The organism is Mesorhizobium sp. M0195 (assembly GCF_040322115.1).
Lineage (GTDB): Bacteria > Pseudomonadota > Alphaproteobacteria > Rhizobiales > Rhizobiaceae > Mesorhizobium.
Map to the genome: position 1 here is coordinate 455,743 of NZ_JAMYSV010000003.1, position 24,719 is coordinate 480,461.

The window sequence follows — 24,719 nt, forward strand, 5'->3', positions numbered from 1 at the left end:
ATTCCGCTTTTCGGGGACACGCGCCTACTCCGCCGCCTGCGCAAAACCGACCGAAGCCATCGGCCGGAATTCATGCTTGTCCTTGCCGGAAGCACGTTCCGACCACGGGTCGACCTGGGCGAATTTCTGCGAAAAGACGAAGCGGTCGAAGTAGGCCTTGCGCTTCTCGCCATCGTCCATGATCTGACGCTTGATCTCGGCGATGCCGACGCGCTTGGCCCATTTGTAGATACGCTCGAGATAGCGGCCCTGCTCGCGATACATCTGCGTCAGCGCCACGATATGCTCCAGCGCCTCGTCCTCGGTCTTGACCAGGCCAAGCACTTCGGTGCCCTTGATGTCGAGGCCGGCGGCGCCGGCGAAATGGATCTCATAGCCGCTGTCGACGCAGATCACGCCGACATCCTTGCAGGTCGCCTCGGCACAGTTTCGGGGACAGCCCGACACCGCCATCTTGACCTTGGCCGGTGTCCAAGAGCCCCACATGAATTTTTCGATACGGATGCCCAAGCCGGTCGAATCCTGCGTGCCGAAGCGGCACCAGTCCGAGCCGACGCAGGTCTTCACCGTGCGCAGTCCCTTGGCATAGGCGTGGCCGGAGACGAAGCCGGCCTGACCGAGATCGGCCCACACTGCCGGCAGGTCTTCCTTGCGGATGCCGAGCATGTCAATGCGCTGGCCGCCGGTGACCTTGACCATCGGAATGTCGAACTTGTCGACGACATCGGCGATGGCGCGCAATTCGGCGGCGTTGGTGACGCCGCCCCACATGCGCGGCACTACCGAATAGGTGCCGTCCTTCTGGATGTTGGCGTGGACGCGCTCGTTGATGAAGCGCGACTGGTAATCGTCGGCGTATTCGTCGGGCCAGTCGCAGACGAGATAATAGTTGAGCGCCGGCCGGCATTTGGCGCAGCCGCAAGAGGTCTTCCACTCCAGCTCCTGCATGACGGCGGGAATGGTCTTCAGGCCCTTGGCTTTGATCAGCCGGCGGACCTCGTCATGGCCAAGCGAGGTACAGCTGCACATCGGCTGGACCGCCGCGGGGTTGTATTTGTCGCCGATGGTCAGCACCATGAGCTTTTCGACCAGCCCGGTGCAGGAACCGCAGGACGCCGACGCCTTGGTGTGGGCGCGCACATCGTCGAGGGAGGTCAAGCCCTTGGCCGTGATCGCGCCGGTGATCTTTCCCTTGCATACGCCGTTGCAGCCGCAGATTTCCGCATCATCCGGCAAGGCTGCAACGGCCGCCATAGGGTCCAGGGGGGCGCCTCCCTGGTAGGACTGGCCGAAGATGAGCGTGTCGCGCATCTCGGATATGTCGGTCTGCTTCTTCTTGAGGTCGTTGAACCAGGCGCCGTCCGCCGTCTCGCCATAAAGCACGGTGCCGATGATGCGGTCGTCCTTCAGCACCAGGCGTTTGTAGACGCCGGCGGCGGCATCGCGCAGCACGATCTCCTGGCGGTCCTCGCCCTCGGCGAAGTCGCCGAGCGAGAACAGGTCGATGCCGGTGACCTTGAGCTTGGTCGGCGTGTCCATATGGACGAAAGCCGCCGTCTCGTTACCAGCCAGCTGGCTGGCGGCGACGCGCGCCATCTCATAGAGAGGCGCGACCAGCCCGTAGACCTGGCCGTTGACCTCGGCGCATTCGCCGATTGCGTAGATGTCCGGGTCGTTGCTGCGCATGCCGGCGTCGACGACGATGCCGCGATTGACGGCAATGCCGGCTTCCTTCGCCAGCACCGCGTTCGGCCTGATACCCACCGCCATGACGACGAGCGTTGCGGGAATGACGGTGCCGTCGGCAAGCTCCACCCGCTCGACCTTGCCGTTGCCGGTGATCGCCTGCGTGTTGGCCTTGGTGATGACCTTGATGCCGCGCTGCTCGACGGCACGCTGCAGGAGATAGCCTGCGGCCGGATCGAGCTGACGCTCCATCAGCGTCGGCATGACGTGCAGCACGGTGACGTCCATGCCTTGCGAGTTCAAGCCCGCTGCCGCCTCGAGCCCGAGCAGGCCGCCCCCAATGACGACAGCCTTGGCCCGCGACTGGGCGGCAAGCATCATGGCCCGGACGTCGTCCAGATCGCGATAGGTGAGCACGCCCGGCAGGTCATGGCCGGGCACCGGAATGATAAACGGCACCGAGCCGGTGGCGATGACGAGTTTGTCATAAGGTTCGGTCACGCCATGATCGGAGGTGACGGTCTTTGCCTGCCGGTCGATGGCGACGATCTTGTGGCCCTTGTAGAGGGTGATGCCGTGCTTGATGTACCAGCCGTCGCCATGGATGATGATCTCCTCATAGGCCTTTTCGCCCGACAGAACCGGCGACAGCATGATGCGGTCGTAGTTCACGCGCGGCTCGGCGTTGAAGATGGTGACCTGGTAGCGCCCAGGCGCCTTTTCCAGGAGATGCTCCAGCATGCGCCCGGGGGCCATGCCGTTGCCGATGATGACAAGTTTTTCGGTCATGTCCTGATCCACTCCGCTCTCACTCAGCCGCGTAGGAAAGGCCTGAAGCTTCGGCAGACGCCGTGCGCTCCATCCGCCGGATGGAAAAATGCATCCAGGCAAAGCAGGTGGCGACGATGACGAAGAGCAGCATGAAGCAGCTCGACCAGACGCCGGTGAGGTCGTTGAGCACGCCGAAGGCGATTGGCAGGATAAAGCCGCCGAGCCCGCCAATCATGCCGACAACGCCGCCGACCGCGCCGACACTCTGCGGATAGTAAACCGGGATGTGCTTGTAGACGGCGGCCTTGCCGAGGCTCATGAAGAAGCCGAGCACACAGGCCACGGCTATGAAGGCGAGCGGGCCGATCTCGAAATGGAAGGCGATCGGCCCGCTGATACCGCGCACGACGTAGTCTGCCGAGGGGAGAGACAGAACGAGAGTCGCGACGGCACTGACAGCGAAGGTGCAGTAGAGCACGGTGCGGGCGCCGATCCGGTCGGAAAGCACGCCGCCATAGGCGCGGAAAATACTTGCCGGAATTGAATAGGCCGCGCCGATCATGCCGGCGGTCGCAAGCCCGAAGCCGTAGACGCCGATCAGGTAGCGGGGCAGCCACAGCGACAGCGCCACGAATGCACCGAAAGCGAAGAAATAATACAAGGCGAAACGCCAGACCTGCAGGTTCTTGAGCGGCGCGAATTCCTGCAAGAAGCTTCTCGCGGGCGCTGCCTTGCCGGCGCGGCGCTCGCGAATGACCGGATCGTCGCCGGTCGTGACCCAGAAGACGGCGGCCATAACGACGAGCGCTGCCGCCCAGATCAGCGCGACCGACTGCCAGCCCCAGGAGAGAAGCACGAACGGTGCCAGGAACTTGGTGACCGCGGCGCCGACATTGCCGACACCGAAAATGCCAAGCGCCGTACCCTGCTTGCGGCCGGGAAGAAGCGCGAGACATAGGCGACACCGACGGCGAAGGAACCGCCGGCGAGCCCAACGCCTAGCGCAGCGGCCAGCATCTGCCCGTAGGTGTGCGCAAACGCGAGCAGGAAGGTCGCGACTGCCGCCGCAAGCATGGTCGCGGTGTATACCAGCCGACCGCCAAAACGGTCGGTCCAGACACCGAGCACCATGCGCACAAGCGAGCCGGTGAGGATCGGCGTGCCGACGAGCAGGCCGAACTCCGTCTCGTTCAGCCCCAGTTCCTGCTTTATGCGCACGCCGATGATTGAAAAGATCGTCCACACCGCGAAGCAGACGGTGAAGGCGATGGTGGACATCAGAAGCGCCTGCCGGGGAGCAGTGTCCTGGCTGGGCGCGGCAGGGAGATTTGCGGTCATTTTCTGGCTCCGGTTTGCGGCGTGGGGGGCGGCACCGCCCTTGGCTGTTCGTTCGCGACTGTCAGCGGCGCGGCATCGGCGAACTGGTTGAAACCGAGCTGTGCACGGTCACTTCGAAACCTTTGCCGTCAGTCTTGGCGCCAGCGGGAAAGAGGACGAGCGCGGCGGTGAACAGCACGCTGCTGGCCAGAAAAATGGCGGCGCGTGAATTCCGCGAGGCACGCGCCAGTTCCGATCCGTTTCGTCATCGTCGTCTCCGGTTGGCGCCGCTTGGGACCAGCGCCGTCGATTGCGTCAAAACAAAAAAGCCGCCGGCCAGGTCTTCGCGTCCGGGATTCCGGGAGCGCGTGTGGACCTGAGCGGCAGCTTTGCCTGTGGCGCCCGCCATTGGACGCCGTGTCACTTGGCCCTTGCGGGCCTTACATTTTGGAAAGCAGGAAGCGTGCCAATTCGACAGCGCTCTTAATTATCGAATGAAATCAATATGAACCGCAGCCGCGCGACTTTTGACCAAGCTCGGCAGCGGATCAAAGATTAGTCAAGATGCCTTGCACAGCAGCATAATATTTGTGCAATGCGGTAGATTGCCCATTGCCGATGCAGATTTCCAATGATGATGACGCGTTAGCCCGTTATGGCCTCACTCCGCGGCTTCGACGAAGCGGTGGCGTTCGTAGAGGAATTTCAGCACCGCCTCGCGGCAGCGTAGGAAGGTGCGGTCGGAGGAAAGCTCGATGCGCCGACGCGGCCGGGCCAGCGGCACGGGAAGAACCTCGCCGATGGTGGCCGCCGGCCCGTTGGTCATCATGACGATGCGGTCGGACAATAGCACCGCCTCGTCGACATCGTGAGTGATCATGATCGTCGTCGAGCCGAGCCTCGAATGGATATCCATCACCGCGTCCTGCAGATGCGCACGGGTCAGCGCGTCGAGCGCCCCGAACGGCTCGTCGAGCAAAAGAATCTTCGGCTCCATCGCGAGCGCGCGCGCAATGCCGACGCGCTGCTTCATGCCGCCCGAAATCTCCGCTGGGCGCTTGTCTTTCGCATGCGCCATCTGCACGAGATCGAGATTGCGCATGATCCAGTCATGCCGTTCGGCCCGGCTCTTTTTGCCGCCGAAGACCTTGGATACCGCGAGGTTGATGTTTTCGTAGACGGTGAGCCATGGCAGCAGGCTGTGGTTCTGGAACACCACGGCGCGTTCGGGACCGGGGCTGTCGACCTCCTTGTCCTCCAACAGAACCGCGCCGGCGGAGACCTTGGTCAGCCCGGCGATTAGATTGAGCAAGGTCGACTTGCCGCAGCCGGAATGGCCGATGATCGAGACGAATTCGCCCTTGTCGATGGTCAGTCTTATGTCCTTCAGGACGTCGCTGACCTGGCCGCCGCGCATGAAGGATTTATCGATATGGTCGAGTTTCAGATAGGCCGTCATCGTCCCTCTCCTCACTTTGCCGTTGTGCCGCGGGTGACGAAGACGCCGACCGACGCGACCAGGCGGTCGAGGCAAAAGCCGGTGACGCCGATATAGGCGAGTGCGACGATGATGTCGGGCAGCCGCGACGAATTCCAGGCATCCCAGATGAAGAAGCCGATACCGACGCCGCCGGTCAGCATTTCGGCGGCGACGATGGCAAGCCAGGACAGACCGATGCCGATGCGCAAGCCGGTGAAGATGTAAGGTGCCGCGGCCGGCACCATGATTTTCACGAAGAATTCGAGCTGGTTGAGCCTGAGGATGCGGGAGACGTTGCGATAGTCCTCTGGAATGTTGCGGACGCCGACGGCGGTGTTGATGATCACCGGCCAGATCGAGGTGATGAAGATGACGAAGATTGCCGACGGGCTGGAATCGCGGAACGCCGCCAGCGACAGCGGCAGCCAGGCGAGCGGCGGTACCGTGCGCAGAATCTGGAACACCGGATCAAGGCCGCGCATCGCCCAGATCGACTGGCCGACCAGAGCGCCGAGCGCGACGCCGACGACCGCCGCAAGGCCAAAGCCGATGGCGACGCGCTGCAGCGAGATCAGCACCCGCCAGGCGAGCCCAATGTCCTGCGGGCCATTGTTGAAGAACGGATGGGCGATCAGGTCATAGGCCTCGTTCCAGACCTGGCTTGGCGGCGGCAGGCTGGCCGTCGGCGACGAACAGGCGACCTGCCAGACGACGAGCATGAGGGCGACGACGATGACCGGCGGCACCAGCGTGCTGGCCAGCTTGCCTGCGATTGCGGCCGGGTCGAAGCGACGCCGCGCCCTGGCGGTGAAGGCGATGATTTCGGCGGGCTTGGAAGGCGCGGGGAACGGCTTCACCTTGCGGTCCTCGATGGCTTGGATAGACATTTCTCGAATGTTCCTTTGGCATTTGGCGACAAGCGGCGCCGTTGCGCTTGCGGCGACAAACGGCGCGAGCGCCGTTTGCACCGTTCAGGCCGATGCCTTGATCTTCAGGCTGTCGAGATAGGCGGACGGGTTCTCCGGATCGAACACCTTGCCGTCGAAGAAGGTCTCGACGCCGCGCGATGAAGACGCCGGGATATCGGCCGCGGCGACACCAAGATCCTTGGCCGCTTCGCGCCACAGATCCTCGCGATTGACCTGGGCGACCAGCGCCTTGATGTCGGTGGTCGGCGCGAACTTGCCCCAGCGGATGTTTTCGGCGAGGAACCAGCTGTCGTGGCTCTTGAAGGGATAGGACACGCCGCCCTGCCAGAACTTCATGTAGAGATCTGTGCCGTTGGCGACGCGGCCATTGCCGTAGTTGATGTCGCCCTTGAGGCGGCCGATGATGTCGGCGGTCGGCACGTTCATCCATTGCCGCTTGCCGATGATGGCGGCCATCTCGTCCTTGTTTTCCTTGGCTTCGCACCATTGCTGGGCTGCCATGACGGCCATCAGGATCGCCTTGGTGGCGTTCGGGTACTTGTCGATGAAGGCGGCGCGCAGGCCGAGCGCCTTTTCCGGATGGCCCTTCCATAGCTCGCCAGTGGTGGCGGCGGTGAAGCCGACGCCCTGGTGGACGAGCTGCTCGTTCCACGGCTCGCCGACACAGAACACGTCCATGTTGCCGACCTTCATGTTGGCGACCATCTGCGGCGGCGGCACGACGATGGTCGAGACGTCCTTGTCGGGATCGATGCCGCCGGCGGCCAGCCAGTAGCGCAGCCAGAGGTCGTGCGTGCCGCCCGGGAAGGTCATGGCGGCCTTGACCTCCTTGCCAGCGGCCTGTTTGGCGGCGAAGGCATCCTTCAGCCTGGAGGCGTCGAGGGCGACGCCGGTGGCGGCATATTCCTGGGCGACGGAAATGCCCTGGCAGTCGTAGTTGAGGCGAGCCACGATCGCCATCGGCAGCGGCTGCTTGTTTTGCGTCACCTTGCCGGTGTGCATCAGATAAGGCATCGGCGTCAGGATATGGGCGCCGTCAATGCCGTTGGCTTCGCCGCCGAGCACCAGATTATCGCGCGTCGCCCCCCAGGAGGCCTGCTTGAGCACCTCGACATCGGGCATGCCGAATTTCTCGAACAGGCCTTTCTCCTTGGCGATCATCAACGGTGCTGCATCAGTCAATGCGATGAAGCCGAGCTTGGCGCCCGTGACTTCCGGTACGGCGGTAGCCGCATAGGCGCCGGAGGGCAGCAGCGCACGCGCCGCGGCCAGCGTTGCCGCGGTGGTCGCGCTGATCCTCAGGAAATCGCGGCGGCTGATCGCCGTTTGGGCGGAATGGCTATTGGTGCTTTTCGTCATCGTCATCTCCGGTTGGGCGCGGCTTGGGATCGGCGCCGTCGATTGCGTGTTCGACCAAAACAAAAAAGCCGCCGGCCAGGCCGCGCGCGTCCGTCCATCCGGGATCGCGTGTTGACCTGAGCGGCAGCGTTGCCTGTAGCGCCCGCCATTGGACGCCTATTCCGTGACCCCGAGGAGAGTCTGCCTATTGCAACGCAGGAACCGTGCCAGTTTCGGAATGGATGACAAACCTCCACGAGATCAACGACATGCCAAATTCGTTGGCGCGTCGGCCCGCTGGGCGAGCAAGCCAAAGATTGTTCATTAGCGCAGTTGCACGCACATTTTTTGTGCAGTGCACAAGAATGGCGCCGAAATGATCAGACTTCGTCGCGCGCCAATTTCTGGCCGGCAATGTAGGCGTCGATCTCGTCGGGATCGAAGATCTGACCGTCGAAGAAACCATCGGGACCGAGCACCAGGCTTGCCCCCGCCGAACCGACCGGAGTCGCGGCCTTCAGCGCGCCCTCGACCTTGGCATTGGCACCAGGAAGCGCCACGCCAAGCGGCTTCAACGCCGAGCGGTAGAGATCGGGGCGGTAGCAGTCGCGGGCAATAGCAAGGTTTTCCGGCGTGTGCGCGACATGGCCCCAGCGCACCATCTGCGTGTAGAACCACAGCGCATGGCTCTTCCACGGGAAGTTCGCCGCCTTGTTGAAGGGCAGAAAGAAGTCGCCGACGCCCAGTTCGGCACCGCCGCCGAGCGCCAGATGCCCGCTGAGGATCGGCATCTGCAGCGCCGGCGCCAGGCCGAGGAAGGCCGGCTGCGCCATCAGGGCCGCGAGTTCGCCGCGGTTTGCCGGGTCCTGGCACCAGCGCGCCGCATGATGCAGCGCGCGCAGCAGAGCCGAAAGCGCGTCCGGCTCTCTTTCCGCCCATGCCTTGCGCACGCCGACGACTTTCTCCGGGCTGGTCTTCCAGATGGCCGCCTTGACCGTGGCGATATGGCCGGTGCCGGCGACGACCGCGGCGCTGTTCCAGGGTTCGCCGACGCAGTAGCCGTCGATCCTGCCGGCGGCGAGCGCGTCGGCCATGAATGGCGGCGGCACGATGACGATTTCGATTTCACGCGACGGGTCGATGCCGCAGGCGGCGAGCCAGTAGCGCAGTTCGTAATTGTGCCCGGAATGCGGATGGACGACGGCGAAGCGCAGCGGATCGCCGCCGCCATTCGCCCGTTCGCGGATCAGCGCGCCCAACGCCTTGCCGGCCCGCGCCGGATCGAGATCGGGCCGGGCGCCGTGCGCGGCCATGCCGGCCCAGACCGCGTTCGAAACCGTCACGCAATTGCCGCCCAGGCCGAGCGAGAACGGCACGACGGTGTCGGAGGCGAGCGGCGTCAGCCCCAGATTGCAGGCGATCGGCATCGGCCCCAGCATATGCGCCAGGTCGAAATGGCCGATGGCGATGCGGTCGCGGATGTTGGCCCAGGACGTTTCCCGGTTGAGCGTCAGGTCGATGCCTTCACGCAAGGCGAAGCCGATTTCCTTCGCCGCGACAAGGACGGCGCTGTCGAAGAGCGGCATGAAGCCAACATTGATCCGGTGCTCGGCCGCCATTCTCAACTCTCCTCGGGATCCAGAAGCCCTGCCGCCGTCACCAGGCTCTGCGCGATTTCGGCGATCTTGCGGTTCTGGTTCATGGCTGTCTTGCGCAGCAGCGTGTAGGCCGCGTCCTCCGACAGGCCGCGCGACTTCATCAGGATGCCCTTGGCGCGATCGATCACCTTGCGGCTCTCCAACTCGCTGCGGGCCTCTTCCAGTTCGCGCGCCATGCGCGAGAAGGCGTTGAAGCGGCTGATCGCCATATCGAGGATCGGCTTGACCCGCTCCTGGCGCAGGCCGTCGACGACATAGGCCGACACCCCGGCTTCCACCGCTGCCTCGATCGACGCCTGGTCCGAGCGGTCAACGAACATGGCGATCGGCCGCTTCACCACGCGCGAAAGCTGGAACATGTTTTCGAGCATGTCGCGGTTGGGATTTTCGAGATCGATGACGATGACGTCGGGTTCGATCTCGGCGATCCGCCGCGCGATGCCGGCGACGTCGTGGATGACCGTGACCTGCTGGTGCCCGGCCTCCCGCAATCCCGCTTCGATTATCGAAGCGCGGATGTGGTTTTCATCGATCACCAGGACAGTGAGGGATTTGCGGATCATGCCGCATTTTGCGCAGGCGAGGCGATTGTGCAATGCGGCATAGCGAGATTCACGGAAACAAAGCCGGCGCCGCCTGAGGCACTGGGCGCGACGGCCGCCGCGACGCGGGCGGCGGTCGGCGACAACGAACGGGCAACACGCCTGTCCGGCGTCTGCGCCTGGCAGGCGATCACCGTGCCCTACATCATCTCGAGCGGGCTCGCACTGCTCTATATCGGCCTGATCAAGGCGCCGTCGCTGTCGCTCGCCGAACCGCTGGTGCTGCCTTCGGTGCCCGCGGCCGTCGGCGGCGGAACCTCGATCTCCGGCGGCCGCGGCGGCTCCACCATCATCGGGGCGCTGATCCTCACCCGAAACGCTGTGCGGTCAGATAGTCATGGGATTTGAAAGCGTCCTTCACGGCTGCAGGCCAGATATCAGTCGTCGTTGACAAGACCACCGCGTGAGGATAATGAACATGATCATACAGGTTCACTGAACAGGTATCCAAATGAAGCGGCGTTCGGTTCAACTGTCTCCCGGCACGGGCAAGCCAGAACAGATTGCCACGGTTCTCGAACATGAAATCCGCTCCGGTGTTCTGGGCTTCGGCGACAGGTTGCAAAGCGAGAACGAGCTCGTCCAGCGTTTCTCCGTCAGCCGTAACACCGTTCGCAAGGGCCTCGAGGAACTGTCAAGCCGCGGACTGATCACCACCAAGGTCGGCATCGGCTCTTTCGTCACCTTCGATGGCAACCCCGTCGATGACTCAATCGGTTGGTCGCGGGCGCTCGCCAACGCCGGCGCCAATGCCGAGACGCGCACCCTGCGGCTTGAGGTGATCGAGGATCCTGATCTTGCCGCGCTGCTTGGTATAGAAAACCCGTTTTTCATCGCTGTCGACCGGGTGCGCACCAATGCCAGCGACGGCCACGCTATTTCCATCGAGCGCAGCCGACTGCCATTGTCGCCCGAACTGGAGGACGTGCCGTTGCGCGGCCTGCGCGAAGGCTCGCTGCACCAGACGCTGCGCGGCGCCGGCCTCATTCCCGACCATGGCGACGAATGGGTGGGCATCGAAATGCTCAACGCCGACGATGCCGCAATCCTCGGCTGCCCGCAAGGCACGCCGTTCCTGCGCGGTCGCCGGTTGACGCGTGCGGCCGATGACCGGCCGATCGAATATGTGACCAGCCTGCTCAACCCGGCGCATTTTGCGCTGCATATGAGGTTCTGAGAGATGCCCGACGACACCCGGGACACGACCGATCGGGCTATGGGAGCGCTTGTCGGCGGGGCACTGGGAGATGCGCTGGGCATGCCGACGCAGCTTTTGTCGCCGGCGCGGATTGCCGAACTCTACGGCCATATCGAAGGCTTCATTACTCCTTTCGCCGACCATCCGGTGTCGAAGGGGCTCCCGGCCGGAACGATCACCGACGACACCGAACAGGCGCTTCTGCTTGGCCGTATCTTGGTCGAATCCGGTAACCGGTTCGACCATGCGCGGTGGGTCAACGCGCTGCTCGACTGGGAACGCGATGTCAAGGCGCGCGGCAGCTACGATCTGCTGGGACCATCAACCAAACGCGCCATCGACGCCATCAACAATGGTATACCAGCCGAGGAAGCCGGGCGCAGTGGCGACACAAATGGTGCGGCCATGCGCATCGCGCCAGTAGGTATCATGATGCCGCTGGAGCCGCTTGACGCGCTGGTCGCCAAAGTGGCCGAAACCTGCATGGCGACGCACAACACGTCGATCGCAATCGCTTCGGCCGCAGCGGTCGCTGCCGCCATCAGCCGCGGCGTCGCTGGCGGTGACTGGCGTGCCGCTTCCGACAACGCCATCACGGCAGCGAGACGAGGGGCGACGCTCGGCCATTGGGCGACCGGCGGTGACATTGCTGCGCGCATTACTTGGGCGCAGGAGCTTGTGCGCGGCAAGGCGACGAAGGACGCGATCCGGCTGATCATCGATCTGGTCGGCACCGGCGTCGCCAGCCAGGAGTCGGTTCCGGCTGCATTCGCAGTGCTGGAAGTCGCCGGTGGTGACCCCTGGCAGGCGGCAGTCATCAGTGCCAATCTCGGTGGCGACACCGATACGATCGGCGCCATCGCGGCCGGCATGGCCGGTGCCTGCACCGGCTTTTCCCGATTGCCTCAGAACCGCATTGCAAACCTCAAGGGCATCGACATGACGGGGGTTAGCGCGCTCGCCGCCGACCTTGTTGTGGCGCGGATGTCCAAGGGCCGTGTGGACAAGGGCAGTGGCGGCAAGGATGCGGCGGCATGAGAGGGCGTCTCGTCCATGTCGGCAGCGCGGTGGTCGACTATGTTTACCGCATCGATGCCTTGCCGGCCCCGGGCACGGAGAAGACTGCGTCGAGCTATGCACGAGTCGCCGGCGGCGGCTTCAACATGATGGTCGCGGCCAGCCGCACCGGCATGAAGGTGGTGTTCGGCGGCCAACTCGGCAGCGGACCCAATGGCGACTTCCTGCGCAGCGCCTTCAACGCCGAGGGTATCAGTACTATGACCCCGCCATCGCCCATGATGGACAGCGGCCATTGCGTCGCCTTGATCTCGAGCGATGCCGAACGCACCTTCGTGTCTTGGCCGGGCGCTGAAAGCGTACTCAGCCTCGACATGCTGGCGCCCGTGGTGGTCGCTGCAGACGACTGGGTGTTCACGTCAGGCTATACGCTGAGCTATCCCAAGAGCCGCGACGCGCTCACCGACTGGATCGAGGCGCTTCCGGCCGACACACCGCTTGTCCTCGACCCGACACCTGTCATCACCGACATTCCCCACCCTATCCTGTCGCGGATACTCGCCCGTACTACCTGGTTGAGCTGCAACACGACGGAAGCGGCCGCGATTGCCGGTCCGGGCGCCGTCGAGACACTCGCGTCACGGCTGCTAAGTGACCACTCCCCTAAGGCCGTTGGCGTCGTCATTCGTGCTGGCGCGAAAGGCTGCCATGTGCGGCTGGCCGACGGCTCGGCGCAAACGATTGCCGGCTTCGAGGTCGCCGCCCTCGACACCAATGGCGCCGGCGACACCCATATCGGCGCTTTCGTCAGTGCGCTGGCGCGCGGCATGCCGCCTTTTGCGGCAGCGCACTACGCCAATGCGGCGGCGGCCATTGCCGTCACCCGCCACGGTGGTTCATCAGCGCCGACCGACCACGAGATCCAGACATTCCTGAGCCATGGCGGTCCGCAGATCGGCCTCCATGGCCAGAAGCAAGAGGCCAAACGCCCGACAGCCTGACAAGCCCGGGAAGCGGGCAAACACAGAGAGGAACGAACATGCGCATGCCCGACTTGACTGCCCTGCTGACGGCGACCGCCGTCCTCACCTCCGCACTTGCATTTGCCGCAAACGCCGACGAGGTGCACGTACTCAACTGGAAGGGCTACGGCGCCGACGAGCCGTGGGCCATCGAGGCCTTCGAGAAGGCGACCGGCAACAAGGTCGTCAACGACTTCTTCAATTCCGAACAGGAAATGCTGACCAAGCTCAGGACCAATCCCGGCCTCTACGACGTCGTTATGATCAACGCCGCCTTCAACGACCAGGCAATGGCGGAAAAGCTGATCCAGCCGATCGACACATCCAAGCTGCCGAACTATGCCGACATCAGCAAGGACAAGGCGAGTTCGCCGATGCTTGTCCATAACGGCAAGGTCTATGGGGTACCGTGGGTCTGGGGACTGACGGCGCTCGCCATCAACGACAAGTCCTTCGACAAGCCGCCAACGAGCATCGCTGAAATGTGGGATCCCGCCCACAAGGGCCGCGTCACCATCCGTGACGATGCCGTCGAGGCGGTGCAGTTCGGCGCCATTGCCACCGGCCAGAACATCAACGATGTCAAGGACATGGAGGCGGTCAAGGCGAAACTCACCTCGCTCATGCCGCAGATCAAGACGTTCTGGAGCTCGGAGAACGACTGGAACCAGATGGTTGCCTCTAACCAGATCGACATCGGCACCTATTGGAGCGGCTCGGCCGACCGCGCCAAGACCCATTTCAAGCTGCCAGTCTCGCTCGTGATCCCGCAGGAGGGCGCTGTCGCCTGGCTCGACGCCTTCTCCATTCCCGCCAGTTCCAAGAATGTCGCCGGCGCCGAGGCCTTCATCAACTACATGGTCGACCCGAAGTTCTATGTCGAATGGGTCACCAAGGTCGGAGCCCCGGTATCTGCCAATACCAAGGCCGTGGAAGCACTTCCCGAGGATGCGTTCAACCGCAAGGTGATGGGTGACCCGGCAGTTGCCAAGCGCATTCAGTTCCAGGCGCCGATCACAGACGCCCAGCGCGAAGCCTATCTGTCGCTCTGGCAGCAGCTCAAGGTCAACGTGAAGTAACAGCAGAAAGCGGGATCAGCCGATCATATATGTCGGCTGATCCTTCCCTGGGAGGATGTCATGGCAGCACAGGTTGCAGCCGCGTCGCGCAGCGGGCTGAGATCGGCCTTGCCGCTACTGGCGCCTGCCTATCTCTGGCTGACGGTTGCGATCTTCCTGCCGCTCTCAGCCATGGTCTTCTTCTCTCTCACGACCGAGCTGCCGTTGTCGGGCAAGCCGTGGGCGTTCACGCTCGAAAACTATACCGCCTTCTTCTCGCAAAGCCTCTATCTGACGCTTCTGCTCGCCTCGCTGCGCCTCGGCCTCGAAGTGACGCTGTGGTGCATCATCGTCGGTTATCCCGCCGCTTATGTGCTAGCCAAGGTGCTGAAAGGCCGTAGCCGCGAAGCGATTTTCCTGCTCGTCATCCTGCCGTTCTGGTCAAATGGGCTTGTGCGCATCTTCTCCTGGGCGATGGTGCTGCGCGAAGGGGGCATTCTCGATACCGCGCTCAACGCCGTGCTGCCGTTCAAGATCAATATCGACCTGATGTATTCCTATCCGGCTGTCATCATCGGGCTAGTGCACTCCTACGTTCCTTACATGGTGCTGACCTGCTACCTGACCCTACAGGCCATCGACGACTCGCTGATCGAGGCCGGGCGCTCGCTCGGCGCATCGCGGCTGCAGATGCTGAAGCGGGTCATCATTCCGCTGTCGATGCCGGGGCTGGTGGCTGGCGCGGCCCTCATCTTCGTCCCGGTCGTTGGCTCGTTCATGGAGCCGCGCATACTTGGCGGCCGTACCGGCACCTTTTACGGCACTGTCATCGAGGACCAGTTCGTCGCCGTGTTCAATTGGCCGCTGGGTGCTGCGCTCTCCTTTATCCTGCTGGCCGTCGTGCTGGTCATCCTGGCGGTTGCCTCGCCGGTGCTGAGGAGGGCTATGTGATGGCGACGACACGGGTCCTCGAATGGCTCGGCCGCCTCTACATCTGGCTATTGCTCGCCTTCCTCTATGTGCCCATCATCATCATGGCGCTGATGTCTTTCAACGTTTCGCCCTTCTATCAGCTGCCGTTCGAATGGACGACGGAATGGTATGCCTCGCTGTGGCAGAACGACCAGCTCATCTCAGCCACCTGGAACAGCCTCGAGATCGCGGTCATCACCACCATCATTTGCGTGGTGCTTGGCTCCGCGGCGTCACTGGCGCTCTACCGCTATGAATTTCGCGGCAAAAAATTCCTGCAGGCGCTGCTGTTTCCGCCAATCGCCATTCCGTGGCTGATTACCGGCACGGCGATGCTGATCTTCTTCTTCGGCGTCGGCATCGGGCGCGGTCTGTTCGCCATCCTGCTCGGCCACGTCGCGCTTGCACTGCCCTATGTCATCGTCGTCGTATCGGCCCGGCTGCAGACCTTCGCGCCCGAGTTGGAAGAGGCGGCGCGCTCGCTCGGCGCCAATCAATGGCAGGTGACGAACCGCGTCACGCTGCCCTGGATCATGCCGGGTGTCATTGCCGGAGGGCTGTTCGCTTTCGCCGTGTCCTTCGACCAGTTCGTCGTATCCTACTTTCTGTCGACGCCCGGCCAAACGACGCTGCCGGTCGAAATCTACGCCGCGATCCGTAAGGGATTCACACCTGAGATCAATGCGGTCTCGACGATCATCATTGTCGTGTCGATGGCATTGATGCTGCTCACGGCGCGTTTCTTCAAATTCGGCGGAGAGAAATAATGGCGGGCGTGCAGGTATCGAATGTGTCGCGCAGTTTTGGCGCGCACAAGGCGCTGGACGATGTCTCCATCGATTTTGCCGACGGCGGCTTCTACGCCCTGCTCGGTCCCTCCGGCAGCGGCAAGACCACGCTGCTGCGCCAGATCGCCGGCTTCGACTTTCCCGACTCTGGCCGCATTGCGATCGGAGGCGAGAGCGTCGAGCGGGTGCCGGTCGAAAAACGGCGCATCGGCATGGTGTTCCAGAACTACGCGCTGTTTCCCAATATGAGCGTCGCCGACAATGTCGCCTTCGGCTTGTCCGTGCGCGGCGAGCCCAAGGCAGTGATTGCTGCCGCGGTGCAGGGGGCGCTCGACCTCGTGCAACTCGGCAAGCTCGGTGGTCGCCGGCCACACCAGCTCTCCGGCGGCCAGCGCCAACGGGTGGCGCTCGCTCGCGCCATCATCACCAAGCCGCGTGTACTTCTGCTCGACGAGCCGCTCGGCGCTCTCGACAAAGCGCTGCGCGTCGGAATGCAGCTCGAGCTCAAGCGCATCCAACGCGAGATCGGCATTACCACAATCTTCGTCACCCACGACCAGGAAGAAGCGCTGACGATGAGCGACCGCGTCGGCATTCTGCGAGACGGCAAGCTGGTGCAGGAAGGCCCGCCCGAGGAGATCTACAATCGGCCGAAGAGCGAGTTCGCCGCCACCTTCCTCGGCGATGCCAACATTTTTCGTGGCGAGAGCACAGGCAACGGCATCCGGCTGCCGGACGGCACGGCGATTTTCGCTGGATCTGGCGCCAACCTTGCCCCTGGTGCAAAGGCCAGTTGCGCCGTACGGCCCGAACGGATCCGCATCTTCACCGATGCTGCGGCTCCGGATACGGCCAATGCGAACGTGCTGCGGGGGGAAGTGTCGAAACGCATCTTTGCCGGCAATAGCAGCACCTACTTCGTCGAACGTGGCGGACAGATGCTGAAAGTCATCGTGCAGAACACCGGTGCTGACAAGCTGGCGGAGGGCCAGGAAGTGGTGCTGCGGTGGTCGCCGGAGAGTACCGTCCTGATGGCAGCGAGTTAGTCTAGCGGGCGGCCGTGCTAACGGGACGTTGCGTTACCTCCCCACCTCCTCTGCCCTACCGAACATTCGTCGCTCATCGTGAGCAAAGAAAAAATCCACCGCCAGATATTGGCAGCACTAATTGACTGCGTTGGGTCCAGATCAGGACAAATCCTTTGCCGTGCAGACCGCCGGCTCACTCACATCTCGCACCAAGAAGCCGCCGGTCCACTTTCCGCCCAAACGCGACGTCTGAGTAATGCTTCGGCGATGACCGCTTTTGGCTTTGCTGCTGTTGAGCGACGCCAGCTTTCGCCCAAATCGCCCTCCCCATCATCCCACCACCCTCCCCTGCTCCGCCTCCTCGGCATTCGGATCGCCCGGCGCCGTCGCCCAGGCCAGTTCGACCAGCGTCACCGTCCGCCGGCCAACCCCATCCAGCTGGCAGACGATCAGCCCCTGCTCCTCGATATAGGTCAGCAGGCGCCGGGCGCGGCGCAGCGAGTGCGAGCCATAGGCGCGGGCGATCGCCGCGTCGCTCGGGCAGGGCCACCCCTCCTTGGCCGCGCGGGCGATCATCATGAACACGCCCTGCATATCCTCGGGCAGCAGCGAGGCGCGCGCCGAGACATCTTGCCAGGCGTCATCGTCGGCCATGTCGGAGCCCAGGCCGGCGCGGGCGCGCGTCAGCATGCGGCGGAACGCGGGCAGGTCCGGCACGACCGAGGCGAGGCCCTCTATGCGGCAGCGGACCACGAACTCCTGATAGAGCACGCCGATGACACGGAAGCCCGCGTCGGGTTGCGCCAGCACAGCGCGCAGCACCCGGTCGACACGCTCGCGCCGCTCCGCCAAGTCCTCGGCGCTGATCGGCGGCTCCACCGCTTCGGGGCGGATTTCCAGCGCCGCCGATTTTGCCGCCATCAGCTGATCGAGCAGGTCCGGCGACGACCGGCGCTGCGGCCGGACGGTTTCGGGCGGCGGGGCCGCCAGGATGATCGCGCGCGCGTCCTCCAGTCCCGATTCCGGCAGCGGCATCAGGCGCGGCGTCGCGTTGCGCGGACTTGTATCGGTCGGGCCGATGCGCAAGCCGAGCGGGCGGCGCGACAGCGCCGGGCCGAGCGCCATGAACTGCCCGCGCTCGAGGTCGCGAAAGGCTTCCGCCTGGCGCCGCTCCATGCCGAGCAGGTCGGCGGCGCGCGCCATGTCGATATCGAGAAAGGTCCGGCCCATGAGAAAATTGGAAGCCTCGGCGGCGACGTTCTTGGCAAGCTTGGCCAGCCGCTGGGTGGCGATGATCCCGGCCAGCCCGCGTTTGCGGCCACGGCACATCAGATTGGTCATGGCGCCGAGAGAGAGCTTGCGCGCCTCGTCCGAAACCTCGCCGGCAACCGCCGGCGCGAACAGCTGCGCCTCGTCCACCACCACCAGCATCGGATACCAGTGGTCGCGGGCGACCTCGAAAAGTCCGCCGAGGAAGGCGGCGGCGCGCCGCATCTGGTTCTCGGCGTCGAGCCCCTCGAGATTAAGCACCGTGGAGACGCGGTGGATGCGCGCCCGCTCGCCGGCGCTCTGCAGGCCGCGCTCGGTATGCTCCTCGGCGTCGATCACCAGATGGCCAAAACGGTCGCCCAGTGTCACGAAGTCGCCTTCGGGATCGATGATCGTCTGCTGCACCCAGGGCGCACTCTGCTCCAAGAGCCGGCGCAGCAGGTGGGACTTGCCGGAGCCCGAATTGCCCTGCACCAAAAGGCGCGTCGCCAGCAGTTCTTCAAGATCCAGCGCCGCCGGGGCGCCTGCGCTCGTGTGGCCCATCTCGATCGCAACCGTCATGTCTTCGACTCTCCTTAAGGAGAGGGCTTATCAACCGCATCACAGCCCGTCGAGCGCGCCATGGCCGACGCTCCGTGTTGCGCACAGGCTGGATGCTGCTCACGATCAGGGGATCGCAGAGGATTGGAATGAAACGGGCCGTTTCGATTCGATAAGGAGGCGGTGCGGATGTTTCGCAGCCGTTATCCGGAGGTCGAGTTGGATCTCATCGGGATGAATTCGCCATTGCTGGAAAGAGCACTCGCCGCCAGCGAGATCTACCTCGGCATGCTGCATCCCCGCTCTCGACCCCGGAGCTGATCGTCCATGGCCTGCCCGACGAGCCGCTGGTGCTGGCGTCCGGCAACACACCGGCTTGCGGCTCGCCTTTTACCGCTGTCGTGGTGCCATTCGCGAAACGACGAACAACAAAGCTCTCATAATGACTGTATCGATCACTATTTCTGTCGAACGGAACATCCTGGAAAAACTCTCGTTGGGTTAGATCGCGATCCAGCGATGCAACTCGATGGAGACACTAAGATGATGAAAATTCTCTCTGCATCCCTACTTGCTATCGGCCTGGCCACATCTGCCATGGCACAATCAACCGGTTCGGGAACTGGCGGAACTGGTATGAACGGCAATACCGGCGTCGACACGGGCACCGCCGGCAACAGCGGCAACAACGGGACCAGTACCACTACGCCGAACCAGATCGATCCGAATGCAACGAACGCCACCACGCCGCAGACAAACGGTATGGGGGACCGCTGCAAGGATACGGCAGGCAACGACACCGACAACAACACCCCAAGCGGCGCCATGACGTCGGATATGCAGAACTGCAACAAGTAACGGAGTTTTGCTCAGCGGTCGTTTCAGCCCGCTGCCTGGTCCAGACCGGGCACGGGCTCACCATTTTAGATGGACGGCGAGCCGAGGTCGGCTAGCCATACATTTTGTCTCAGCTAGGTCGGCGACAGATGGCGGCCAGCCCGGGACCGGCGGCCGTTCTGCTGATTTTCGCGGAGAGAACTGGTGGAGCCAATCGGAATCGAACCGACGACCTCTTGAATGCCATTCAAGCGCTCTCCCAACTGAGCTATGGCCCCACTCCGGCAGTTCGCCGGCGCCGTTTCCGGCGAAGAGATCCGGCGCGGGTTCTAGGCCGCGCCATTAGTGCAGGCGGCTTCTAACCCCGCCTTCAGTCAATATCAAGCCTTCAACGACCGCTTTTTCTAGGCGGCGCGGCGAAAGCCGGCGAATGCGGTTCGCTCAGACTTCGTCGTCGTCGTCGCCGACGCCGATCATGTCGGCAACGTCGTCGTCTTCTTCCTCTTCGTCGGCGAGGAATGTGTCATCCTCATCATCGCCAAGGTCGACGTCGTCCTCGTCATCGGCGAGATCGGGAAGCTCGTCGGCCTTCGCGTCCTCGTCCGCCTCTTCGAGCGAGACGACCTCGACGCCCTCTTCCTCCTCGGCGTCCACTTCCTTTTCGGCAACTTCCTCTTCTTCCTCGAGGGCGGCGATCTTGCCTTCTTCGAAATAGGATCGCGGATAGCTCTTGCCCGTATAAGGCGAGACGATCGGGTCCTTGTTCAAGTCATAGAATTTTCGACCCGTCTCCGGGTCGATGCGTTTGGTGCCAAGTTCGGGTTTTGCCACAGCAAGCCTCGTCGATGAAAGTTTGGTCCCCTTAACCAGAGTTTACGGCGCTGTCAAAGCGAAAAGCCGGCGTCCCAAAAAGCGTGAATTCGAAGGCCTTCGTACCAAGGGGATGACCATTTCGGTCCGCCATGATAGGAGACCGCGCAAACCAGAAGAAAATAGCCGGGCGCCGGCGTTTCCAGGAAAGAACCATGTCGCACGCTGCTGCCCCGAAACAGGCCACCGCCCGCAAATCATCTGGCCTTTCAGGTGCGGCACGGGTGCCGGGCGACAAGTCGATCTCGCACCGCTCGTTCATGTTCGGTGGCCTGGCCTCTGGCGAAACCCGCATCACCGGGCTGCTGGAAGGCGAGGACGTAATGCGTACGGGCGCCGCCATGAAGGCGATGGGCGCTCATATCGAGAAGCATGGCACTGAGTGGGTGATCCGCGGCACCGGCAATGGCGCGCTGCTGCAGCCGGAAGGCCCACTCGATTTCGGCAATGCCGGCACGGGCTCCCGCCTCACTATGGGCCTGGTCGGCACCTATGACATGGAGACCACCTTCATCGGCGACGCCTCGCTGTCCGGCCGGCCGATGGGCCGCGTGCTCGAGCCGCTGCGCCAGATGGGCGTGCAGGTGCTGAAGGCGACGCCTGGCGACCGCATGCCGATCACGCTGCACGGGCCTAAGCACGCCGCGCCGATCACCTACCGCGTGCCGATGGCATCGGCACAAGTCAAGTCGGCGGTGCTGCTGGCTGGGCTGAACACGCCGGGCATCACCACCGTCATCGAGCCGGTGATGACGCGCGATCACACAGAAAAGATGCTCAAGGGATTCGGCGCCAATCTGTCGGTCGAGACCGACGAGCGCGGCGTGCGCCACATTTTCATCGAAGGCCAGGGCAAGCTCACCGGGCAGACCATCGCGGTGCCAGGCGACCCCTCCTCGGCGGGCTTTCCACTGGTGGCGGCGCTGATCGTGCCGGGTTCGGACATTACAATCGAAAACGTGCTGATGAACCCGACCCGCACCGGACTTCTGTTGACGCTGCAGGAAATGGGCGCGCGCATCGACATAATCGACCCGCGCAACGAAGGCGGCGAGGATGTCGCCGACCTGCGCGTGCGCTATTCCGAGTTGAAGGGCGTCACCGTGCCGCCCGAACGGGCGCCGACCATGATCGACGAGTATCCGGTGCTTGCCGTGGCGGCCAGCTTCGCCGAGGGCGAAACGCTGATGCTCGGGCTGGAAGAGCTTCGGGTGAAGGAATCCGACCGGCTGTCGGCGGTCGCCAACGGGCTAACGCTCAACGGCGTCGACTGCACCGAGGGCGAGGCCTCGCTTGTCGTGCGTGGAAAGCCGGGCGGCAAGGGATTGGGCCAGCACCCAAATGGACAAGGCACCATCGTCCAGACCCACCTCGACCACCGCATCGCCATGAGTTTTCTGGTGATGGGGTTGGCGACGGAAAAACCTGTGACCATCGACGACCAGGCGATGATTGCTACGAGCTTTCCGGAATTCATGGGGCTGATGAAGGGGCTGGGGGCGGAGATCGAGTGACAGTTGATGGCAATCGTAAACCTTGGAGATTGGGCGCCAACATCCTTCCCTTCGTCATCCTGGGGCGAAGCAAGGAGCGAAGCGACGCGGCGAAGACCCCAGGATCCATGCCGTGACGTCAGAGCATCGCAACGGTTCAGAATTCTGGCCCGCCGCATCCCTCGGTACATGTCACGGCATGGATCCCAGGGTCTCCGCGACGGAGCTTCGCTCCTGCTCCGCCCTGGGATGACGAAGGCGCGAGGGCTGGTCCACTGCCAATGAGCATCCCTTTTACCATCGCCATCGACGGCCCCGCCGGCGCCGGCAAGGGCACGCTCGCCCGCAGGCTGGCCGATCACCATCGGCTGAACCTGCTCGACACCGGCCTTACCTATCGCGCGGTGGCGCATGCGCTGCTCCGGCTCGGCCTGCCGCTCGACAATGTTTCGGCCGCTGAAACCGCGGCCCGGCAGGTCGATCCGGCAAAGCTCGACCGCGCAGTGCTTTCGGCACACGCCGTTGGCGAGGCGGCTTCGAAAGTGGCAGTGATCCCGTCGGTGCGGCGCATCCTGGTAGAGAAACAGCGTGACTTCGCAAGAACACCGCCTGGCGCGGTGCTCGACGGCCGCGACATCGGCACCGTCGTCTGTCCCGATGCCGACGTAAAACTCTATGTCACGGCCAGTGCCGAGGTGCGGGCAAAGCGGCGGCTGGATGAAATCGAGAGCATCGGCGGCACTGCCAATTTTGACGAAATCCTTGCCGATATCGTGCGCCGCGACGAGCGCGACATGGGCCGCGTGGACTCGCCCTTGAAGCCGGCCGTCGACGCGCACTTGCTCGACACGTCGGAAATGGCTATAGAAGCCGCGTTTCTGGCAGCACGGGCGATCATCGACGACGTCCTGGCCAAGAGAAACAAAGCCTGAGCCTGGGTTTTCCTGCCGCCGCCGATTGCCGGCGACAAAAAGAATTCCCATATCGGGCGTGAACCAGCCTGCCAGCATTCTTCATGCGCCGGAATTGCCGCTCAAAGGCGGCCAGGGCTTTTGCCCGGAACGTTGGCAGGCCAACGCAACGCTAACCCACGGCGCCGGCCCTGCGACAGATTGCGGGGCATTCCAGGAGAAACTATGTCAGTTGCAAACCCCACTCGCGATGATTTCGCGAGCCTGCTCGAAGAATCATTTTCCGCCGGCCATTCCGGCGAAGGCCAGGTCGTCAAGGGCATCATCACCGCCATTGAGAAGGACATGGCCATCATCGACGTCGGCCTCAAGGTCGAAGGCCGCGTGCCGCTGAAGGAATTCGGCGTCAAGGGCAAGGATACGACGCTCAAGGTCGGCGACACGGTCGAGGTCTATGTCGAGCGTATCGAGAACGCGCTTGGCGAAGCCATGCTGTCGCGTGAAAAGGCCCGCCGCGAAGAGAGCTGGGTCCGTCTCGAAGAGAAGTTCACCAAGGGCGAACGCGTCGAAGGCGTCATCTTCAACCAGGTCAAGGGCGGCTTCACCGTCGACCTCGACGGCGCCGTGGCCTTCCTGCCGCGCAGCCAGGTCGACATCCGCCCGATCCGCGACGTCTCGCCGCTGATGCACAACCCGCAGCCCTTCGAGATCCTCAAGATGGATCGCCGCCGCGGCAACATCGTGGTGTCGCGCCGCACCGTGCTCGAGGAAAGCCGCGCCGAACAGCGTTCGGAAATCGTGCAGAACCTCGAAGAAGGCCAGGTGGTCGAAGGCGTCGTCAAGAACATCACCGACTATGGTGCGTTCGTCGACCTCGGCGGCATCGACGGCCTGCTGCACGTCACCGACATGGCATGGCGCCGCGTCAACCATCCGACCGAAATCCTCAACATCGGCCAGACGGTCAAGGTGCAGATCATCCGCATCAACCAGGAAACCCACCGCATCTCGCTCGGCATGAAGCAGCTCGAGAGCGATCCGTGGTCCGAGATCGGCACCAAGTTCCCGATCGGCAAGAAGATCAAGGGTACCGTTACCAACATCACCGACTACGGCGCATTCGTCGAGCTGGAGCCGGGCATCGAAGGCCTCATCCACGTTTCGGAAATGTCGTGGACCAAGAAGAACGTGCATCCCGGCAAGATCCTGTCGACAACGCAGGAAGTCGACGTTGTGGTGCTCGAAGTCGATCCGGCCAAGCGCCGTATCTCGCTCGGCCTCAAGCAGACGCTGGAGAACCCGTGGGAGGCCTTCGCGCGCAGCCACCCGGTCGGCAGCCAGGTTGAGGGCGAGGTCAAGAACAAGACGGAGTTCGGCCTGTTTATCGGCCTCGAAGGCGACGTCGACGGTATGGTCCACCTTTCCGACCTCGACTGGACCCGTCCGGGCGAGCAGGTGATCGAGGAGTACAATCGCGGCGACATGGTCAAGGCGCAGGTGCTCGACGTCGACATCGACAAGGAGCGCATCTCGCTCGGCATCAAGCAGTTGGCCAAGGACACGGTCGGCGAAGCCGCGACGTCGGGCGAACTGCGCAAGAACGCAGTCGTCACCTGCGAGGTTATCGGCGTGAAGGATGGCGGTCTGGAAGTGCGGCTGGTCGACAGCGGCATCGAGACCTTCATCAAGCGCTCCGACCTCAGCCGTGACCGCGACGAGCAGCGCCCCGAGCGCTTCACCGTCGGCCAGAAGGTCGACGCCCGCGTCATCGCCTTCGACAAGAAGACCCGCAAACTGCAGGTCTCCATCAAGGCGCTGGAAATCGCCGAAGAGAAGGAAGCGGTCGCCCAATACGGTTCGACCGACTCCGGCGCTTCGCTGGGCGACATCCTTGGCGCCGCGCTGAAGAAGCAGGGCAGCTAAGCCAACACCGCG

General features: G+C 63.5%; 21 protein-coding genes, 1 tRNA gene and 2 pseudogenes. 14 read left to right on the forward strand and 10 right to left on the reverse strand.

Features of this window, described 5'->3' with window-relative positions; all coding sequences use genetic code 11:
* Positions 1 to 24 precede the first annotated feature (24 nt).
* Both nirB and NKJ12_RS10355 read right to left on the reverse strand, forming a co-directional pair.
* Positions 25 to 2,475: a nitrite reductase large subunit NirB gene (gene nirB, locus NKJ12_RS10350; protein WP_352702506.1), complete on the reverse strand. Its 2,451-nt coding sequence runs from the start codon at positions 2,473 to 2,475 to the stop codon at positions 25 to 27.
* Positions 2,476 to 2,494: 19 nt separating this feature from the next.
* Positions 2,495 to 3,700 (reverse strand): annotated as a pseudogene (locus tag NKJ12_RS10355) (MFS transporter); the annotation flags it as partial.
* Positions 3,701 to 3,962: 262 nt separating this feature from the next.
* Here NKJ12_RS10355 and NKJ12_RS10360 point away from each other — a divergent pair.
* The gene (locus NKJ12_RS10360; protein WP_352506991.1) at positions 3,963 to 4,154 is read left to right on the forward strand and encodes a hypothetical protein; all 192 of its coding nucleotides are present in this window, start codon (positions 3,963 to 3,965) and stop codon (positions 4,152 to 4,154) included.
* 281 nt (positions 4,155 to 4,435) lie between these two features.
* On the opposite strand, the gene NKJ12_RS10365 is transcribed toward NKJ12_RS10360, so the two are convergent.
* The 3 genes from NKJ12_RS10365 to NKJ12_RS10375 all read right to left on the reverse strand — a co-directional run bounded on the left by NKJ12_RS10365 (position 4,436) and on the right by NKJ12_RS10375 (position 7,542).
* Positions 4,436 to 5,233, reverse strand: a complete 798-nt coding sequence (locus tag NKJ12_RS10365) for an ABC transporter ATP-binding protein (protein ID WP_352479817.1) — start codon at positions 5,231 to 5,233, stop codon at positions 4,436 to 4,438.
* 11 nt (positions 5,234 to 5,244) lie between these two features.
* Complete coding sequence (gene ntrB / locus NKJ12_RS10370; RefSeq protein WP_352506992.1) at positions 5,245 to 6,141, reverse strand: nitrate ABC transporter permease; 897 nt, start codon at positions 6,139 to 6,141, stop codon at positions 5,245 to 5,247.
* A gap of 84 nt (positions 6,142 to 6,225) precedes the next feature.
* Positions 6,226 to 7,542, reverse strand: a complete 1,317-nt coding sequence (locus tag NKJ12_RS10375; protein ID WP_352702508.1) for a CmpA/NrtA family ABC transporter substrate-binding protein — start codon at positions 7,540 to 7,542, stop codon at positions 6,226 to 6,228.
* Here NKJ12_RS10375 and NKJ12_RS10380 point away from each other — a divergent pair.
* On the forward strand, positions 7,529 to 7,657 hold the full coding sequence (locus NKJ12_RS10380; RefSeq protein ID WP_352448433.1) for a hypothetical protein: 129 nt from the start codon (positions 7,529 to 7,531) through the stop codon (positions 7,655 to 7,657). The genes NKJ12_RS10375 and NKJ12_RS10380 overlap by 14 nt on opposite strands.
* Positions 7,658 to 7,901: 244 nt before the next feature.
* Here the strand turns inward: NKJ12_RS10380 and NKJ12_RS10385 are convergent, their stop codons facing one another.
* Positions 7,902 to 9,140: a CmpA/NrtA family ABC transporter substrate-binding protein gene (locus NKJ12_RS10385; protein WP_352702511.1), complete on the reverse strand. Its 1,239-nt coding sequence runs from the start codon at positions 9,138 to 9,140 to the stop codon at positions 7,902 to 7,904.
* A gap of 2 nt (positions 9,141 to 9,142) precedes the next feature.
* Positions 9,143 to 9,742, reverse strand: a complete 600-nt coding sequence (locus NKJ12_RS10390) for an ANTAR domain-containing response regulator (protein WP_023676288.1) — start codon at positions 9,740 to 9,742, stop codon at positions 9,143 to 9,145.
* Between the two features lie 111 nt (positions 9,743 to 9,853).
* On the opposite strand from NKJ12_RS10390, the pseudogene NKJ12_RS10395 reads away from it, so the two are divergent.
* The 8 genes and pseudogenes from NKJ12_RS10395 to NKJ12_RS10430 form a co-directional block, all read left to right on the forward strand.
* Positions 9,854 to 10,093: pseudogene (locus NKJ12_RS10395) on the forward strand (ABC transporter permease); the annotation flags it as partial.
* A gap of 139 nt (positions 10,094 to 10,232) precedes the next feature.
* Positions 10,233 to 10,958 carry a GntR family transcriptional regulator gene (locus NKJ12_RS10400; RefSeq protein WP_352702513.1) on the forward strand — a complete coding sequence of 242 codons (726 nt, stop codon included), beginning with the start codon at positions 10,233 to 10,235 and terminating at the stop codon, positions 10,956 to 10,958.
* 3 nt (positions 10,959 to 10,961) lie between these two features.
* Positions 10,962 to 12,017, forward strand: a complete 1,056-nt coding sequence (locus NKJ12_RS10405; RefSeq protein ID WP_352702515.1) for an ADP-ribosylglycohydrolase family protein — start codon at positions 10,962 to 10,964, stop codon at positions 12,015 to 12,017.
* Positions 12,014 to 12,997, forward strand: a complete 984-nt coding sequence (locus NKJ12_RS10410) for a PfkB family carbohydrate kinase (RefSeq protein WP_352702517.1) — start codon at positions 12,014 to 12,016, stop codon at positions 12,995 to 12,997. The genes NKJ12_RS10405 and NKJ12_RS10410 overlap by 4 nt, the downstream gene beginning before the upstream one ends.
* A gap of 38 nt (positions 12,998 to 13,035) precedes the next feature.
* The gene (locus tag NKJ12_RS10415) at positions 13,036 to 14,097 is read left to right on the forward strand and encodes an ABC transporter substrate-binding protein (protein ID WP_352702519.1); all 1,062 of its coding nucleotides are present in this window, start codon (positions 13,036 to 13,038) and stop codon (positions 14,095 to 14,097) included.
* Positions 14,098 to 14,157: 60 nt separating this feature from the next.
* Entirely contained in the window at positions 14,158 to 15,027 is an 870-nt protein-coding gene (locus NKJ12_RS10420) for an ABC transporter permease (protein WP_352702522.1), read from the forward strand.
* A complete protein-coding gene (locus NKJ12_RS10425; protein WP_352452724.1) occupies positions 15,027 to 15,815 on the forward strand; it encodes an ABC transporter permease in 789 nt (262 codons plus the stop codon). Before NKJ12_RS10420 ends, NKJ12_RS10425 begins: the two co-directional genes overlap by 1 nt.
* Positions 15,815 to 16,882: an ABC transporter ATP-binding protein gene (locus NKJ12_RS10430; protein WP_352702524.1), complete on the forward strand. Its 1,068-nt coding sequence runs from the start codon at positions 15,815 to 15,817 to the stop codon at positions 16,880 to 16,882. The genes NKJ12_RS10425 and NKJ12_RS10430 overlap by 1 nt, the downstream gene beginning before the upstream one ends.
* Positions 16,883 to 17,194: 312 nt before the next feature.
* On the opposite strand, the gene NKJ12_RS10435 is transcribed toward NKJ12_RS10430, so the two are convergent.
* Positions 17,195 to 18,694 carry a helicase HerA domain-containing protein gene (locus NKJ12_RS10435; RefSeq protein WP_352691798.1) on the reverse strand — a complete coding sequence of 500 codons (1,500 nt, stop codon included), beginning with the start codon at positions 18,692 to 18,694 and terminating at the stop codon, positions 17,195 to 17,197.
* 522 nt (positions 18,695 to 19,216) lie between these two features.
* Here NKJ12_RS10435 and NKJ12_RS10440 point away from each other — a divergent pair.
* Complete coding sequence (locus NKJ12_RS10440) at positions 19,217 to 19,531, forward strand: hypothetical protein (protein ID WP_352509788.1); 315 nt, start codon at positions 19,217 to 19,219, stop codon at positions 19,529 to 19,531.
* A gap of 181 nt (positions 19,532 to 19,712) precedes the next feature.
* Here NKJ12_RS10440 and NKJ12_RS10445 read toward each other — a convergent pair.
* Positions 19,713 to 19,788, reverse strand: a tRNA-Ala gene (locus tag NKJ12_RS10445).
* A 163-nt stretch (positions 19,789 to 19,951) separates the two neighbouring features.
* Entirely contained in the window at positions 19,952 to 20,341 is a 390-nt protein-coding gene (locus NKJ12_RS10450; RefSeq protein ID WP_254816066.1) for a TIGR02300 family protein, read from the reverse strand.
* A 194-nt stretch (positions 20,342 to 20,535) separates the two neighbouring features.
* On the opposite strand from NKJ12_RS10450, the gene aroA reads away from it, so the two are divergent.
* From aroA to rpsA, 3 genes are all read left to right on the forward strand, one after another.
* Entirely contained in the window at positions 20,536 to 21,894 is a 1,359-nt protein-coding gene (aroA, locus tag NKJ12_RS10455; RefSeq protein ID WP_352509789.1) for a 3-phosphoshikimate 1-carboxyvinyltransferase, read from the forward strand.
* 260 nt (positions 21,895 to 22,154) lie between these two features.
* Positions 22,155 to 22,805, forward strand: coding sequence for a (d)CMP kinase (gene cmk / locus NKJ12_RS10460; protein WP_352702526.1), 651 nt, complete (start codon positions 22,155 to 22,157; stop codon positions 22,803 to 22,805).
* Between the two features lie 204 nt (positions 22,806 to 23,009).
* The gene (gene rpsA / locus NKJ12_RS10465) at positions 23,010 to 24,707 is read left to right on the forward strand and encodes a 30S ribosomal protein S1 (protein WP_023676278.1); all 1,698 of its coding nucleotides are present in this window, start codon (positions 23,010 to 23,012) and stop codon (positions 24,705 to 24,707) included.
* Positions 24,708 to 24,719: the final 12 nt, after the last annotated feature.